This window comes from Alteromonas sp. 4NH20-0056, from assembly GCF_057539655.1.
In genome coordinates this window covers 160,320-173,840 of sequence record NZ_BAAJLS010000007.1, presented here as the reverse complement: position 1 = coordinate 173,840, position 13,521 = coordinate 160,320, and the positions used below count along the sequence as shown (strand labels likewise).

Sequence of the window (13,521 nt, the reverse complement as noted above, 5' to 3'; positions counted from 1 at the left end):
GTTAAGCTAACAGGCACAAATGCAGCGCTATAATGGCGAAGCCGCGCTGCGTTTGTGTCCCAGCGACCGAAGGGAGCGAGTTTAGCGCTTTGTTAGGCATTTCAATCAAATCCTATTTAGTGAAACTGCTTGAAACTATGGAGCCATCTTTTTCATTAATAACGCAGTCGTAACATTGAAAGTTAAAGGCATGAATTAGTCCGTTAACTGATTTTATACTTGTATAGCAATCTGTTCCCGGGTTGCCACCAAGTGACTCGATAGTCCAAACCCTATTACCATTTTTATCAAATGCTTCTACGTTTCTTGCAGGTTTGTCTTTTGGGTAATCCATGTAATTGAAAAGTTTAAGAGTTAAACTCTTATGTTCAACAACAATAGGAAATTCTATTTTCATCCTTTATGTTTCCTAGATGCCTAACAATTTAATAAGGCGCAAATTGCGCGTTTTTCTACCGAGCTGCCGCTAGTTTTTATCCATATTGCCATGATTACCAAGTTTGTGAAAGCCGACGCAGACAATGGCTGCAATAAAATAAAGCTATTTGATTTTAGGATGCAAACGCGCGATTGGGTCGTTTTCTTGAATATAGGGGAAAGGCTGCTATAACTGTATATTTATACATAAAAATAGAAAATAATGAAAACAAAGTCTCCTCTCTTAAATCACATCACTGAGTACATGTTGCTAAGGCAGTATTCTCCAAGGACTGTCTCTACTTATTTAAAATGGATTTCAGCATTTATTCACTTTCATGGAAAACGTCACCCTTCATCGATGGGTGATAATGAAGTTGAACAATATCTTGAACATTTGGCGTTAAATGCAAATGTGTCACCGCGCACGCAAGCCACTGCATTAAACTCGATATCGTTTCTTTACAAGCACATTATCAAGAATGAACTGTCTCTCAATTTGAATTTTGCCAGAAGTAAACGCCAACCCAAACTACCCATTGTTATGACGCACGATGAAGTGAAGCTGCTTATGTCAAGATTGGATAAACGTTACTATCTTATTGCTGGCTTGATGTATGGCAGTGGCCTAAGGAGCATGGAAGCCGTGCAACTGCGCGTGCAAGATATCGATTTCGATTACAAGTGTTTAAGGGTCTGGAATGGTAAAGGCCAAAAACACCGAGTCGTTACTTTGGCAACGGAGCTAATTCCATTACTTAGAAATCAAATCGCGCAGGTTGATGAATATCTAAGGCTCGATATACAGAATGAGCAATACGCCGGTGTTTGGATGCCTCATGCACTTGCTAAAAAATACCCTTCAGCGAATAAATCGCTTGCTTGGCAGTTCCTGTTTCCCTCTCATAAACTTAGCGCAGACCCAGAAACTGGTGAGATAAGAAGACATCATTTTCATCCTACTTGCGTTCGCAAAGCGGTAAAAAAAGCGGTATTGGTGTCGGGTTTAACGAAAGCAATCACGCCTCATACTTTAAGGCACTCATTTGCTACCCACTTACTGCAGTCTGGCGCAGATATCCGGACGGTTCAGGCCCAACTGGGACATTCCGATGTAAAAACCACTCAAATATATACTCATGTTCTTCAGCAAGGCGCTAATGGTGTAGTAAGTCCTTTGAGTCGTTTATTTTAATGGTGTATTAACACTATTGACCGCTTTGGCACCAAAAGTACCTACTCAATTTATAGCAGACTTACTCTACTCATTTCAGATTAGTAATACGAAAAAACCAATGTCTGCTTATTGCACACAGCAAGCATTTAAACCCTGAGCGCATGCTGGCACAATTGGGAAGTTAAAAACCTAAACTCTGAAGGTCTATAGTTTGTCTAAAGCAGTTGCCTGCCTGCCAAATTGCTAATGTTTGGTTATCGCTCATTTACGACTGTCGACGAAACTCCTTTTTGGATAAACCTTGCTAGAGCGAAATGCAGGCTACGTAAAAACCGCGAACTTAGATGTTACAGTTTCAAACGTTAGTGTCATAGTTCTAATCTTTAATGTCCGACGACACTAGCCAAAATTGCATGCTATTGCATCACTATATCTTGCACCGTTTGCTTTGGAGAAAGTTTTCTCAATAAAGGGCCATCAGCAATGCTCGTTCTCGTGAGCCATATGTCGATAAGATTGATAGTGGTTGTTGATATATAGCCGTACTGGCCTTTACCTGATTTATCAGTCTTGGAGCGCGGGGCGAAGATCCGTTGTTTGGCAAAATCGATGTGATGAAGCTCAATTGCTAACAAATTTGAAGCCCGGAAAATCGTGTTTATCGCTGTATTGAAGATGACAGCGTCACGTAACCCAATCAGTGAATCCGTATCGAGTTTTGCATTGATGGCGTCAATATTTTCAAGGCGCATAGGCGCGGCTTGAGACTGTCGGCTGGGCTTTTGATTTATCTTATGGTTGGTGTATTCGGCAAAGAGTTTTGACTGTTTCCACGGGTCCGGCAATTCGCTTACTCCAATGAAATAGCGCACTGAAGCAATTTTACGGCGTATGGTGTGATGCTTAAGTTTGGTCGACATCAAGTGATTCAGATAGGCACGACACGATGCTTTAGTCACATTAACATCGCTGGCCATAGCAGGCAGTGCGTTATCTTTGCAAAACCCCAGGTACTGATTGAAGCCGTACTGATAGGCCCGTTTCTGATTTACTGGTACTTTTTCTTCTTATCATGCCGATAAACGCTATATACACTCTGCTTAGCCATAGTGGAGTTTACATGCTTTTCTATCGACTCCCGTAATCCGTCCATAAGTAAAACCTCGTTCAGCGATGAAAGGCATTCAAGGATACCCTGCGCCATGCTATCGACTGTATCGGCAGCAAAAGATCGTGTCATTCCTGCATTAAAAGCAAACTCGATTAAATCCCGCCTCGTAGGGAAAGACCTGCTTTTGCGCAATTTAAGCGCCATTGTGTTGTCTATAGTTGGATAGATGAGCGTGTGAGTGACGTCATACACTGGGCTAAGTCGTATGTCTGACTGATTAGTGGAATATTGCAATGAAAAGTTTTTAAGGTGCGCGTCACCGTTTCCAATCAAGCAGTTAAATGCAATCAGCGTAAACATCTTGTCTACTTCTTCAGGGGAGTGTGTATTGCGGTGTGTTGCCTTCATCACATTTTCATAACTACCTAAATATTTCTGGTCTCCAGTGCGCCCCATAAGCGTAGCATAATCCTCGATACCCATTTTATTGCCGTCATTATCTACGTCAAAACGCTCTACCACATAGTGCTGCAAATCATCTGATAGCCATACCTTGGGGGTATCCAGACCACAGTACTCAGCGCATTTCATGCAAACAAACTCGTTGACTGTCAGCAACGGGAATTCGTCATCAAAGGTTTTAACAATAACGTCTTGTTGTAAGAGAGTCGAACGGGATACCATTACCTTAGGCTGAACGCCGGATGCCATACCATTTAAGTAGTAACGGTCCAGTAGTTGAGGGAATAAACTTTCTTTGCCAGACCAGTGCAGTATGTCATCGATGGTGATTGGATTAGGCTCTGGCAAGGTAATGCCGGCATCGTAAGATAAGTGACCTATGCCTTTCTCCCCCATGAGCGCCAGTAAGTACATATCATCGACGTTAGCATAGCGTATGAGCTTCTCAGAAATATACCGTCGCAGATAACCTTCAGGCAGATTCTGCGTGAATATTGGATGCAGTGTACCATGCGTATACGACTCAGGTTGGTAAGGCATCGTTAGCGATACTGGTAAATCTTCATTAGTATATGTATAACTAAACTGGGCCGTCCGATTTAAGATACCAGACGATTGTCCGGCCACATGAACGCTCAGTCGGAGAACCCGTTCGGGTAAGCTTGCGAGAATTAAATTAGTCGTCATCGTAAATGGCCCCAAGTTCATCAAATTTCGGGCGGTGATTAATGGGGATGGCTGTTAACTCTAAGTCCATTAGAGTTAAGTAGCGCTCAAGCAGTTGCAGTGATCCCTGATAACGGCCGTTCTCAATTTGAGATATTCGGGGACGGCCTGTCTTGAGTTTTTTGGCAACATCATCCTGACTCATGCGGTGATGTTTTCGTTTTGCCTTTAGCTGATTGCCGATAGATTCTCTGCTCATTATTCACACTATATTTGTATCTATATATATACAAATAACATTTCTTAGTAACAATGTACATATATAAATACATTTAATATAAGAATAACGAAGGTTACCTTACGTTCGCCATACCTGTTTTCGTTACATCAAATTCTTCACCGTAATGCATCGGCATCGCTGAACTTGTCCATCCGCCGGCTTTTTGAATCTGATCTAATGAGATACCACGTTCAAACATGGTTACTACACCTCCGACCCGGGTACTATGGCAGCTTGGTTTAAACGTTAGATTGAGTAATCCCGCTAAATTCTTGTATCTAGCCAGTAGTGCATGGTATTGCATCGCGGTATCTTGCACCGTTTGCTTTGGGGATAGTTTTCTCAATAAAGGGCCATCAGAAATGCCCGTTCGCGTGAGCCATTTATCGATAAGATTGATAGTGGTTGTTGATATATAGCCATACTGGCCTTTACCTGATTTATCGGTTTTAGAGCGCGGGGCGAAGATCCGTTGTTTGGCAAAATCGATGTGATGCAGCTCAATTGCTAACAAATTTGACGCCCGGAAAATCGTGTCTATCGCTGTGTTAAAGATGACGGCGTCACGTAACCCAATCAGTGAATCCGTATCGAGTTTTGCATTGATGGCGTCAATATTTTCAAGGCGCATGGGCGCGGCTTGAGACTGTCGGCTGGGCTTTTGATTTATCTTATGGTTGGTGTATTCGGCAAAGAGTTTTGACTGTTTCCACGGGTCCGGCAATTCGCTTACACCAATGAAATAGCGCACTGAAGCAATTTTACGGCGTATGGTATGATGCTTCAGCTTGGTCGACATCAAGTAGTCTAGATAAGCCCGACACGATGCTTTAGTTACATTAACATTGCTGGCCATGGCCGGCAGCGCGTTATCTTTGCAAAACCCCAGGTATTGATTGAAATCGAACTGATAGGCCCGTTTCGTATTTTCTGATTTCAGCTCCCATACATCGTCTTTTAATTCACGTAGATTCTCTATGACTCGTTCGCGATCTGACTCTGCGATCGCCATCGGTACATTATCGACATGAATTAGCATGGAGGACATAAATTCGCTCTTTTTCATTATTTAAGATAATTCGAGTTATATTGAATAATAGAGCAGGGGAGTGAGGTGATCAAGATCTTTTATCAAACATTACATGTAACGCTTTATTCTAATATGCGGGGCAGGGGAGTTATAGGAAAAATAAAAAGCGTTACAAATAACGTTTTTTATTTTGGCGCCAATTTACTATATGATGGAACAAATTTGATAGCGAGCACATACCATGACAGAAGACAGTCTTTGGCAGGCATTTTTGGACGAAAAATTAACGTCTTTTTTAAGTTCATTACGTGAAAAGGACATTCAAACCCCCTTTAGTATAGAAGCAAAAATGCCCGAGTGGAGAGGACTGGGTAAAACCAGATGTTTCATCGCGATGCGTAAACATATAAGACCTGCCAAAATTACTGCCTTCGAGAAAACCTTTGAGGAATTCAAAGCGCAATCCCGCGCAAGCCTTTGGACGTCATACCTCCACAAACACCTCATTAAGTTCTTAAAATCAGTGCCAGAGTCAGAGTATCTGCAGGATAAAGAAACCCTTTTGGCCACTGACACCAACATACTCAATACATGGCTAACGCTTGAGCCCAGACCCCTATATAAGGCGATGCGGCCGTGGTTTTCACAACCCGTCATTAAGCAATTTCAAAATCGATATCGTGCTTTCAAACACCGAGGTCTTAAAAATATAGAAACGATCGAGGTGTCACCAAAGACTAAGCAATTAATTGACATAGCTAAGGGAGAAACATACGCCGAAAACTATGATGAAGTTTTCGAGATGTTATTCTCTAAGGATTACGCCGTCAGGACGGATGAAGAGGTTGGCGCAGCTAAGCAACGCCTCTCAGACGAGCTCCCGCCGTCAACAAACCTTTTTTTAGAGCATTTTCTATTACGCCTTAATCCCAATGATAGAAATCGAGTCAAGATGCTCATAGAACTCTCCTACAATGCAGGATGGGACGACGCCAAGAAAAGTAAAAAGCGGAAGGGCGATCCGAAGACGGAAGCTCTCGTTGATTTCGAACTTTTCAATACTGCGGCTAGGATCGTCAATACTCACACCGTTGACGATAATATCGAAGAGTAAAAACTAGCACACTTAATGATAGAAAGAATTCTAATGTAAATACTATGAATCAACCTGGCCCGCTAAAATCTTCAAGCTCTAAGCAGCTGATGATGAAAAGACTGCTGAGACACTTACCCAAGAAAGGTGATGTGCTTATTGATGTGTTTACCGGCAACGCATCGGTACCACTAAATACCGAATATAAGGAGTATCACCTCAATGATGCCAACACAGACCTTATTTCACTGTATCGGTTCATACAACATGATGTAAACACGTTTATCATTGAAAGTAGAAAGCTATTTAATACGACGACCAATAACCCTGAATTCTATTATTCGGTGAGAGAAAAGTTTAACCAATCACAGGACAATACTGAGCGAGCGTTATTGCTCCTATATCTTAATAGGCATTGTTTTAACGGGCTATTGAGATATAACTCAAGGGGTATATTCAACCGGGCTACTGAATGAACTTGGAGTTATTATCTATGATGACTCCAAGTTACTTTTATATAACACCTATAAATCAACAATATAGCGCCACTCACCTTCTTAAAAAAACCACAATTAGATATTATAATTCATATGGATAGTGTATGTTTTTATACAATAGCGTAAAAATCACGGATTTTACTAAATTTCCGTTCAATTATTTACTGATATGGTATCTGAAGGATTAGTCAAAAATGCTTAATCAAGCTTTTACACCTAAAAACTATCTCCGTTTAACCAAAAAAGTAGATCCTCGAAATTATAAAATGGGGGGTAAAAAAGAAGATTATCTAGCATTTCATCAAGGACTGACAGATGAGCTTATTAGCTCTAACTTCACAATAACTCCAGTTCGTCCGAGAAAAACAAAAAAAGGTGAAATGGTTATACTAGGTACACATCACCCTGTATCTGAATTTGCACTCAGGAAAGCAAATGATAACTTAAAACGAATATTCAAAATAAAACCTAAAAACCGAGAGCAAATTGTTAAGCAAGTAGAGGCTCTACTGAAAGAACCTGTACCGTTTACCGTTTTAAAGTTAGATATCGAAAAGTTCTATGAAAACATATCACTAGAGACAGTTCTAAAGAAAATCAATGGCAATCCTGTGCCAAGCAGCCAAACAAAAACAATAGTAAACACTTTTTATAGTAACTCACGCTCTGGCTTGCATAGGGGGCAAGCTATTAGTTCAACTTTATCTGAATTATTTCTACAAAAGTTTGATCGGACGATGGCTGCACATCACTCGATTTATTACTACGCTAGATTTGTTGACGATATAATAATCTTTACTACAAAACCCAAACAAGACATAGAACGTCTCGCAGAAAGCTCCTTACCTAGTGGATTGAAATTTAACAAAAAATCAGACCATATTAAAAAAGAATTGCCCCCGAAAGGTGCTACTGCCGTTGAACAAACATTAGAGTACTTAGGATATAAGTTTGTAATCAAGAGTGATAAAAATAAGCAAGTAAATATTGGAATAGCTGAATCTAAATTGAAAAAAATCAAGTCTAGAGTTATTTGTTCATTGAAGCGATTCTGTATAGACGGTGATTATGATTTGCTTTTTGAGCGAATTAAGTTCCTAACTGGAAACTATACAATTAATAGCAACAGAAAGGGACTGAAATCAGGAATTTACTATAATTATCCATTGATAGAAAAACATCAATTAGGAGAGGAAGACCTAAGACAACTCGATATTTTTCTTGCTAGGAGTGTACTTTCTAAGCGTGGTAGTTTAGGAAGTAAATTGACTGGTATGTTATCAAACTATCAAAGGAAAAAGTTGATTCGACTTAAGTTTGCAACGGGCTTTAAAAATAAAAAAACTTTCAAATTCACCCCAGAGAAAATCATATTAATAAGAAAGGCTTGGAAGCATGTCACGTAAATCTAAAAAACAGTTTATTAATAAAAATGACGCTTACCGGGCTTTGCTCACCGATACGCTCCCATACGAAGTCCCTCTTAAGTTCTCCAACTCAGGGTTTTATAGGGCTTTAAGGGATAATGACGATAAGTTGAACTTCCCTTTTCCGCTTAATAGCGTTAAGAAGAAGGTGTATAGCATTCCTTATAATTACAAAATTAAAAAGGATGAGAATTCATATAGAACATTATCTGTTATTCATCCATTACATCAAATTGAGTGTTCAAAATTCTATTCAAACTTTGAACAAGTAATTTTAAACCTAACGGCAAACAACAAAAATTCACTCAGATACCCTAGCGATGTAGGTTCGTATTATTATGAAAAGAACAGAAAGACTGAAGATACAGACGTTGAATGGGGAGCTGTAGACAATAACTCTGAATCTAAGTTGACTTCTAGTTCATATTTTTCTTATGAAAAATACAATTTTATGTATAAGTTTTATGAATCTTATGAGTTTCATCGACTCGAAAGAAAATTTCAAAACCTTTTGAGAATGGATATATCCAAGTGTTTTCACCATATTTATACCCATAGTATGTCGTGGGCTGTTAAGGGGAAAAGCTTTTCAAAAAACTACGTCAATGCAGATACATTTGACGGTGGGTTTGACAAGTTGATGCAACTGCTGAATTACAATGAAACAAATGGCATTTTGATTGGTCCCGAAATATCTAGAGTTTTTGCGGAGATTATCCTACAGTCTATTGATACTAAAGTTGATAATGCTTTATCTTGTAATGAGCTTACTCGTGGAGTTGATTATGAAATTAGACGTTATATTGATGACTATTTTATATTTTCTAATAACAAATCTGTTTCTGAAACGATAGCACAAATATTAGAGAAGAATTTGTCAGAATTTAAGCTCTACATTAATGAGTCCAAAACAATATCTGTCAACCGCCCATTCATGACTGGCGAAACTATAGCTAAAATTGAAATAGGTAAGACAATTGATCATTACTTCTCTCAACTAGTAAACTTTAAACAAGATAATGACTATTCAGAAGAAGAGCTTTTGAAAAAGATTTGGAATAAGAGTTCATTGTCTAATTCTTTTATCAGAGATGTTAAAGCTATTGTAAAGAAAAATGAGGTAAGTTTTGATGCTGTGATTAGTTTCTCAATATCAATTTTAATTAAGCTACTTAAGAAGGTTCTTAACGCTATTAAGAATCACAAAGCAGCGGTGGATATAAAGGAATTAGAAAAATTAAAAATTTTTGTATTAGAAACGACCTTCTTTATTTTTGCTATGAGTCCAAAATCACGAAGTAGCTATTTGATTTGTCGGTTAATTAATCTGTTAAAAGAAGAGCCTAAAGATGATTCAGATGATTCTAATATAAATAAAGCTATTTTTGATGAAATCACTTCTTTAATTCAATCTAGTTCACATCAAACTAAAGCACCGAATATTGAGCTTTTTAATCTTGTTACTACCTCAGAGTCTCTTGGACGGTCATTTATGCTATCTGAAGAGCTTCTACAGCAAGCTTTTGGGTTAGATGCTGACATAAAAAGCTTAGATTACTTTCGAATTGTTTGCTGTATAGATTACTGTGGGAATAAGCGTAAATTAAAAGGGATAAAGAAGCAGATCATAAACTTTGTAATAGACACTAAGTTTGACGATTTCGATATGATTGAAAAATCAACAGAAGCCTTTTTGTTGATATGTGACCTATTATCTTCCCCTTATATCTCCAAAGCAGAGAAAAAAGCTATCGCAAAAGCTTATTTAATCGCATATCAAAAAGAGAATACATCACTTAAAACTGAACAAATCGGTCAAAAAGCTTCAGCTCTTACAAGTTACTTTAGCTCAGAAAAAGAGTGGTTCTATGCTTGGAAGAGCAATCCCGAAGATATTCAAAAATTATTGATGCGCAAAGAGTTGCGTACAGCATATTGATATAATAACATCGTAATTGCAAAGTGGCAGGCTGTAAATTTGAGCCGTGCCTAGAGATCTAAATAGATGATACCTATCGTGATTAGTTTATCAATAAACTAAGATTGATAGGTTGAGTATATTTGGGTTTACACGATGCTTATAGCTTTGTCTGTAGTAAGATGCGTCAGAAACGGGCCATAGGTGTAGGGTTTGGTAACGTTACAAGCCTGACATCCTAAGACACCGGTTAAAGTGACCTTAGGGTCATAAAGCTTAATAGCTTAGATTTAATGATCAAGCTTGATGGTTAACTGTTGATGTTTAAAATTATGAAGCTGGATAGCCTCGCTAGAAAGCTGACTTTTCGAGAATGGATGCAGCACACACGAAAGGCCCACTTTGCACCCTTATGATTTTGGTTTATTTATCATTGATTTATTTGTTAAACATTTCTTTATTGAAACTGAAAGAAATGATGTCTTCCGCAGTAAATAAATCAGTAGTCAAATTTAGCCTCATTGCTGGACTTGTTGGTTTTGGCATTAACTGGCGTTTACCCTTGTATTCTTCTCTCAAGCTACGTTCATTGGTAGAGCAATAATTGTGGTATATCCTTTTAACTTCCATTAGCTTTGCCATCCATTTTGGATTGTATCCTGAATATGCATTCCATCGCTTCGAATTGGTTCCGCTTGTAACGGGCCGTTCATAGTAATTAATGTGTCTTCTTAAAATCTGGAACTAATTATCGACTCCATTTAGTGACGCTGAGTTTAGTAGTGACGCAATTTTTTCCGACTCAAAACCTTTAATATTTGTTAGCGGTAGAAAACCAGCGAACCTTGATAACATATTCGGACTCACAATCCATTCTGATTTACTTCCTTTGAGCATGACACGGTTACTTAACTGTGAATCGACCAGACTTTACTAGCCCCCTGTGTCAGAATAGTTGTCGCCTCAGTTTTTATAATAATAGAACAGGGAGCGGTAAGTTAGTTATGAGTGAAGCATTATCCAGAAGACCATAAGAAAGCCGTCATTAGAAAGCTTGTTGAAAGTGGCTTATCATTACGCCAATTCGCAAAGCTAGAAAGTATCAACTTATCTACTTTGTATTCATGGCGAGATAAGTATTTAAAAGCAGGTTCTAGTTTGGCAGATAGCAATAGTTCAGATGGTTGGTCACCAGAGCAAAAGTTCTCAATTGTTTTAGAAACGGCTTCATTAAGCGAAATAGAGTTAAGTGAGTATTGCCGTGAAAAAGGGCTTTACCCTGAGCAAGTTAAAGAATGGAAGCAAAGCTGCATTGCAGGCAATCAAACTAAAGCCCTGCAACGCAAGCAATTAACCCAAGAGCGAAAGGAAGATCGTAAGCGAATTAAAGAGTTAGAAAGGGAGCTAAAGCGTAAAGATGCGGCGCTTGCTGAAACAGCAGCCTTATTGGTGCTGAGAAAAAAGTTAAATGCCTACTGGGGGGAAGACGAGGACAATTAACCTCACTCGCAGATAGGCAGTATTACGCACCTCTGATTGATGAAGCAGTCTCCTCCGGTGCAAGAAAAGAGAAAGCCTGTGAAGAAGTTGGTATGTCTGTACGCACATTACAACGCTGGCAGGTAAGTGGTGAAATCAGCGGTGATAAAAGTTAGGCCAGCGCCGAGCAATAAGCTCACAGAGGAAGAGCAGCAAGCGATATTAGTGACCTGTAACCAAGACGAATACGCTAATTTAGTGCCAAGCCAGATAGTGCCAATGCTGGCAGATAACGGGCAATACCTAGCGTCTGAATCGAGCTTTTATCGTGTGTTGAAAGCCAATGACCAGCTAACCCATCGAGGAAAAGCAAAACCCAAAGGTAGCCGAGCTAAACCTAAGGGGTACACAGCAACAGCGCCAAACTAAGTGTGGACTTGGGATATCAGTTACTGTCCGTCAGCGGTCATTGGACGGTTCTTTTATCTCTACATGATAATCGACATCTTCAGCCGTAAGATTGTTGGCTGGGAAGTTCATGAAAGCGAGTCTGGTGAACATGCAGCTGAATTGCTTGAGCGTACTCTCTGGGCTGAAAAATGTGTAAAATAAAACGTGGTATTGCACTCAGATAACGGCAGCCCGATGAAGTGCCTGACGATGCAGGCCAAAATGATTGATATGGGCGTAATAGGCTCTCGTAGCCGCCCCGGTGTAAGTAATGACAACCCGTACTCAGAATCATTATTCCGCACAGTCAAATGCAGTCACCGCTGGCCAAGCGAAGGTTTTGAAAGCCTTGAAGATGCAAGAGCTTGGGTGAAAGGTTTCGCGCAATGGTACAACAACGAGCACAGGCATAGTCGCATCAAGTTCGTGACACCAGCGCAACGCCATAATGGTGAAGATAAAGGGATATTGGCAAAGCGCCATGAGCTATATAGTAAAGCGAAAGAGCAGAACCCTAACCGTTGGTCAAAGGGTATCAGAAACTGGGATGAAATCGGTGATGTGGGGTTAAACCCAGAGAACAAAAAAGAAGCAGCTTAACAGCTTAGGCGACAACTACCTTGAAAAACGCCGCTAGACAGATTTTCGTTTGAATTCTTCTAGCTTTTCATAAAGCCCATTGAGAAGAACAATGGGCTTTATGTATTCTACATTTGGGCGACACAAGCACCAACTTCCTCTTCAAACCGCTTACGTTCTAACGCATCGTGCGCTGACTCTAATTGGCTTGTATTGGATTTGGCATTCTTTGCCTTTGCTATTGCTTCTTCGTTTTCGGCTATCTCTTTTTCTTTGTTCACTATTTCTTTCATACGCTCTTCTAATTCACTGAGGTCAGGAGCAACAAGTGTTACCGATGTTTGAGCCTTCCTAAGCTTTCGTCTCACTTCATAAATTTTATCATTAAGAAATCGTACATCGGGCAAGCTCCCTTGTAGGTTTGGGCTCAGTATACGATACATACAGTGCATAACATCTGACGCTTTCTCGTAATTAGCTGCTTGAACACCAAGCTGATAGCGGTCCACCGGCATGCCGACAACTGACGATAATAAAGCGCCTGCAGCAGCACCCTCTGGTGATTTTGTCACCCCAGCAACTAGGCCAGCCATGGCGAACCCCAAAGATCTATCATCAGCATTATAAGCATATTCGCGTAAATCATTGGCTTTTTTGAAATACCATCGGGAATATGTCTTCATATTATCGATGGCATCAACGAGTTTTGAAGCTTCCGCTAACCCAACTTTCTTCCCGTCATCATCTTCTTTTAACTTATTTTCTATATCAACTTCATCAACAGGAAGAGGATGTAAGTTTTGACACGCAGTTAGCAAAATGAGGGGTAGAATGATTAGAAATTTATAAGACATGAGTACCTTTCCTTTTTCTTATTAAAACCCTTCACTTAACAATGATGATTGAAGTAATCAGCGCAAGGAAAGGGGGCACGA

At 39.6% G+C, this 13,521-nt stretch carries 11 protein-coding genes and 1 pseudogene; 6 read left to right on the top strand and 6 right to left on the bottom strand.

What is annotated here, in order from left to right; all coding sequences use genetic code 11:
• Nucleotides 1-112 precede the first annotated feature (112 nt).
• Entirely contained in the window at nucleotides 113-397 is a 285-nt protein-coding gene (locus AC27EZ_RS13615; RefSeq protein WP_120963647.1) for a DUF7957 family protein, read from the bottom strand.
• 243 nt (nucleotides 398-640) lie between these two features.
• Between AC27EZ_RS13615 and AC27EZ_RS13610 the strand changes: the two genes are divergently transcribed.
• Nucleotides 641-1,612 (top strand): integron integrase, encoded by a 972-nt coding sequence (locus AC27EZ_RS13610; protein WP_487135838.1) that lies wholly within the window; start codon nucleotides 641-643, stop codon nucleotides 1,610-1,612.
• Between the two features lie 398 nt (nucleotides 1,613-2,010).
• Here AC27EZ_RS13610 and AC27EZ_RS13605 read toward each other — a convergent pair whose 3' ends face one another.
• The 4 genes from AC27EZ_RS13605 to AC27EZ_RS13590 all read right to left on the bottom strand — a co-directional run bounded on the left by AC27EZ_RS13605 (nucleotide 2,011) and on the right by AC27EZ_RS13590 (nucleotide 5,161).
• The gene (locus AC27EZ_RS13605) at nucleotides 2,011-2,514 is read right to left on the bottom strand and encodes a tyrosine-type recombinase/integrase (RefSeq protein ID WP_487135837.1); all 504 of its coding nucleotides are present in this window, start codon (nucleotides 2,512-2,514) and stop codon (nucleotides 2,011-2,013) included.
• 128 nt (nucleotides 2,515-2,642) lie between these two features.
• The gene (locus AC27EZ_RS13600; protein WP_487135836.1) at nucleotides 2,643-3,854 is read right to left on the bottom strand and encodes a type II toxin-antitoxin system HipA family toxin; all 1,212 of its coding nucleotides are present in this window, start codon (nucleotides 3,852-3,854) and stop codon (nucleotides 2,643-2,645) included.
• Nucleotides 3,844-4,092 carry a helix-turn-helix transcriptional regulator gene (locus tag AC27EZ_RS13595; RefSeq protein WP_487135835.1) on the bottom strand — a complete coding sequence of 83 codons (249 nt, stop codon included), beginning with the start codon at nucleotides 4,090-4,092 and terminating at the stop codon, nucleotides 3,844-3,846. Before AC27EZ_RS13595 ends, AC27EZ_RS13600 begins: the two co-directional genes overlap by 11 nt.
• Nucleotides 4,093-4,186: 94 nt before the next feature.
• Nucleotides 4,187-5,161: a tyrosine-type recombinase/integrase gene (locus AC27EZ_RS13590; RefSeq protein WP_487135834.1), complete on the bottom strand. Its 975-nt coding sequence runs from the start codon at nucleotides 5,159-5,161 to the stop codon at nucleotides 4,187-4,189.
• A gap of 223 nt (nucleotides 5,162-5,384) precedes the next feature.
• Between AC27EZ_RS13590 and AC27EZ_RS13585 the strand changes: the two genes are divergently transcribed.
• From AC27EZ_RS13585 to AC27EZ_RS13565, 5 genes and pseudogenes are all read left to right on the top strand, one after another.
• Complete coding sequence (locus AC27EZ_RS13585; protein WP_487135833.1) at nucleotides 5,385-6,257, top strand: hypothetical protein; 873 nt, start codon at nucleotides 5,385-5,387, stop codon at nucleotides 6,255-6,257.
• Nucleotides 6,258-6,301: 44 nt separating this feature from the next.
• Nucleotides 6,302-6,712, top strand: a complete 411-nt coding sequence (locus tag AC27EZ_RS13580; protein ID WP_487135832.1) for a Dam family site-specific DNA-(adenine-N6)-methyltransferase — start codon at nucleotides 6,302-6,304, stop codon at nucleotides 6,710-6,712.
• Nucleotides 6,713-6,927: 215 nt separating this feature from the next.
• Nucleotides 6,928-8,139: an antiviral reverse transcriptase Drt3a gene (gene drt3a / locus AC27EZ_RS13575; protein WP_487135831.1), complete on the top strand. Its 1,212-nt coding sequence runs from the start codon at nucleotides 6,928-6,930 to the stop codon at nucleotides 8,137-8,139.
• Complete coding sequence (gene drt3b, locus AC27EZ_RS13570; protein WP_487135830.1) at nucleotides 8,129-10,099, top strand: antiviral reverse transcriptase Drt3b; 1,971 nt, start codon at nucleotides 8,129-8,131, stop codon at nucleotides 10,097-10,099. The genes drt3a and drt3b overlap by 11 nt, the downstream gene beginning before the upstream one ends.
• Before the next feature lie 987 nt (nucleotides 10,100-11,086).
• A pseudogene (locus AC27EZ_RS13565) lies at nucleotides 11,087-12,607 on the top strand (IS3 family transposase).
• A gap of 107 nt (nucleotides 12,608-12,714) precedes the next feature.
• Here AC27EZ_RS13565 and AC27EZ_RS13560 read toward each other — a convergent pair.
• Complete coding sequence (locus AC27EZ_RS13560) at nucleotides 12,715-13,440, bottom strand: hypothetical protein (RefSeq protein ID WP_487135829.1); 726 nt, start codon at nucleotides 13,438-13,440, stop codon at nucleotides 12,715-12,717.
• Between the last annotated feature and the right edge of the window lie 81 nt (nucleotides 13,441-13,521).

Bases quoted from the DNA above. Each gene is read 5' to 3' on its own strand.
- drt3a (WP_487135831.1), top strand. From the start codon at position 6,928: ATGCTTAATCAAGCTTTTACACCTAAAAACTATCTCCGTTTAACCAAA.
- drt3b (WP_487135830.1), top strand. From the start codon at position 8,129: ATGTCACGTAAATCTAAAAAACAGTTTATTAATAAAAATGACGCTTAC.
- AC27EZ_RS13600 (WP_487135836.1), bottom strand. From the start codon at position 3,854: ATGACGACTAATTTAATTCTCGCAAGCTTACCCGAACGGGTTCTCCGA.
- AC27EZ_RS13610 (WP_487135838.1), top strand. From the start codon at position 641: ATGAAAACAAAGTCTCCTCTCTTAAATCACATCACTGAGTACATGTTG.
- AC27EZ_RS13590 (WP_487135834.1), bottom strand. From the start codon at position 5,161: ATGTCCTCCATGCTAATTCATGTCGATAATGTACCGATGGCGATCGCA.
- AC27EZ_RS13615 (WP_120963647.1), bottom strand. From the start codon at position 397: ATGAAAATAGAATTTCCTATTGTTGTTGAACATAAGAGTTTAACTCTT.
- AC27EZ_RS13595 (WP_487135835.1), bottom strand. From the start codon at position 4,092: ATGAGCAGAGAATCTATCGGCAATCAGCTAAAGGCAAAACGAAAACAT.
- AC27EZ_RS13585 (WP_487135833.1), top strand. From the start codon at position 5,385: ATGACAGAAGACAGTCTTTGGCAGGCATTTTTGGACGAAAAATTAACG.
- AC27EZ_RS13605 (WP_487135837.1), bottom strand. From the start codon at position 2,514: ATGTCGACCAAACTTAAGCATCACACCATACGCCGTAAAATTGCTTCA.
- AC27EZ_RS13580 (WP_487135832.1), top strand. From the start codon at position 6,302: ATGAATCAACCTGGCCCGCTAAAATCTTCAAGCTCTAAGCAGCTGATG.
- AC27EZ_RS13560 (WP_487135829.1), bottom strand. From the start codon at position 13,440: ATGTCTTATAAATTTCTAATCATTCTACCCCTCATTTTGCTAACTGCG.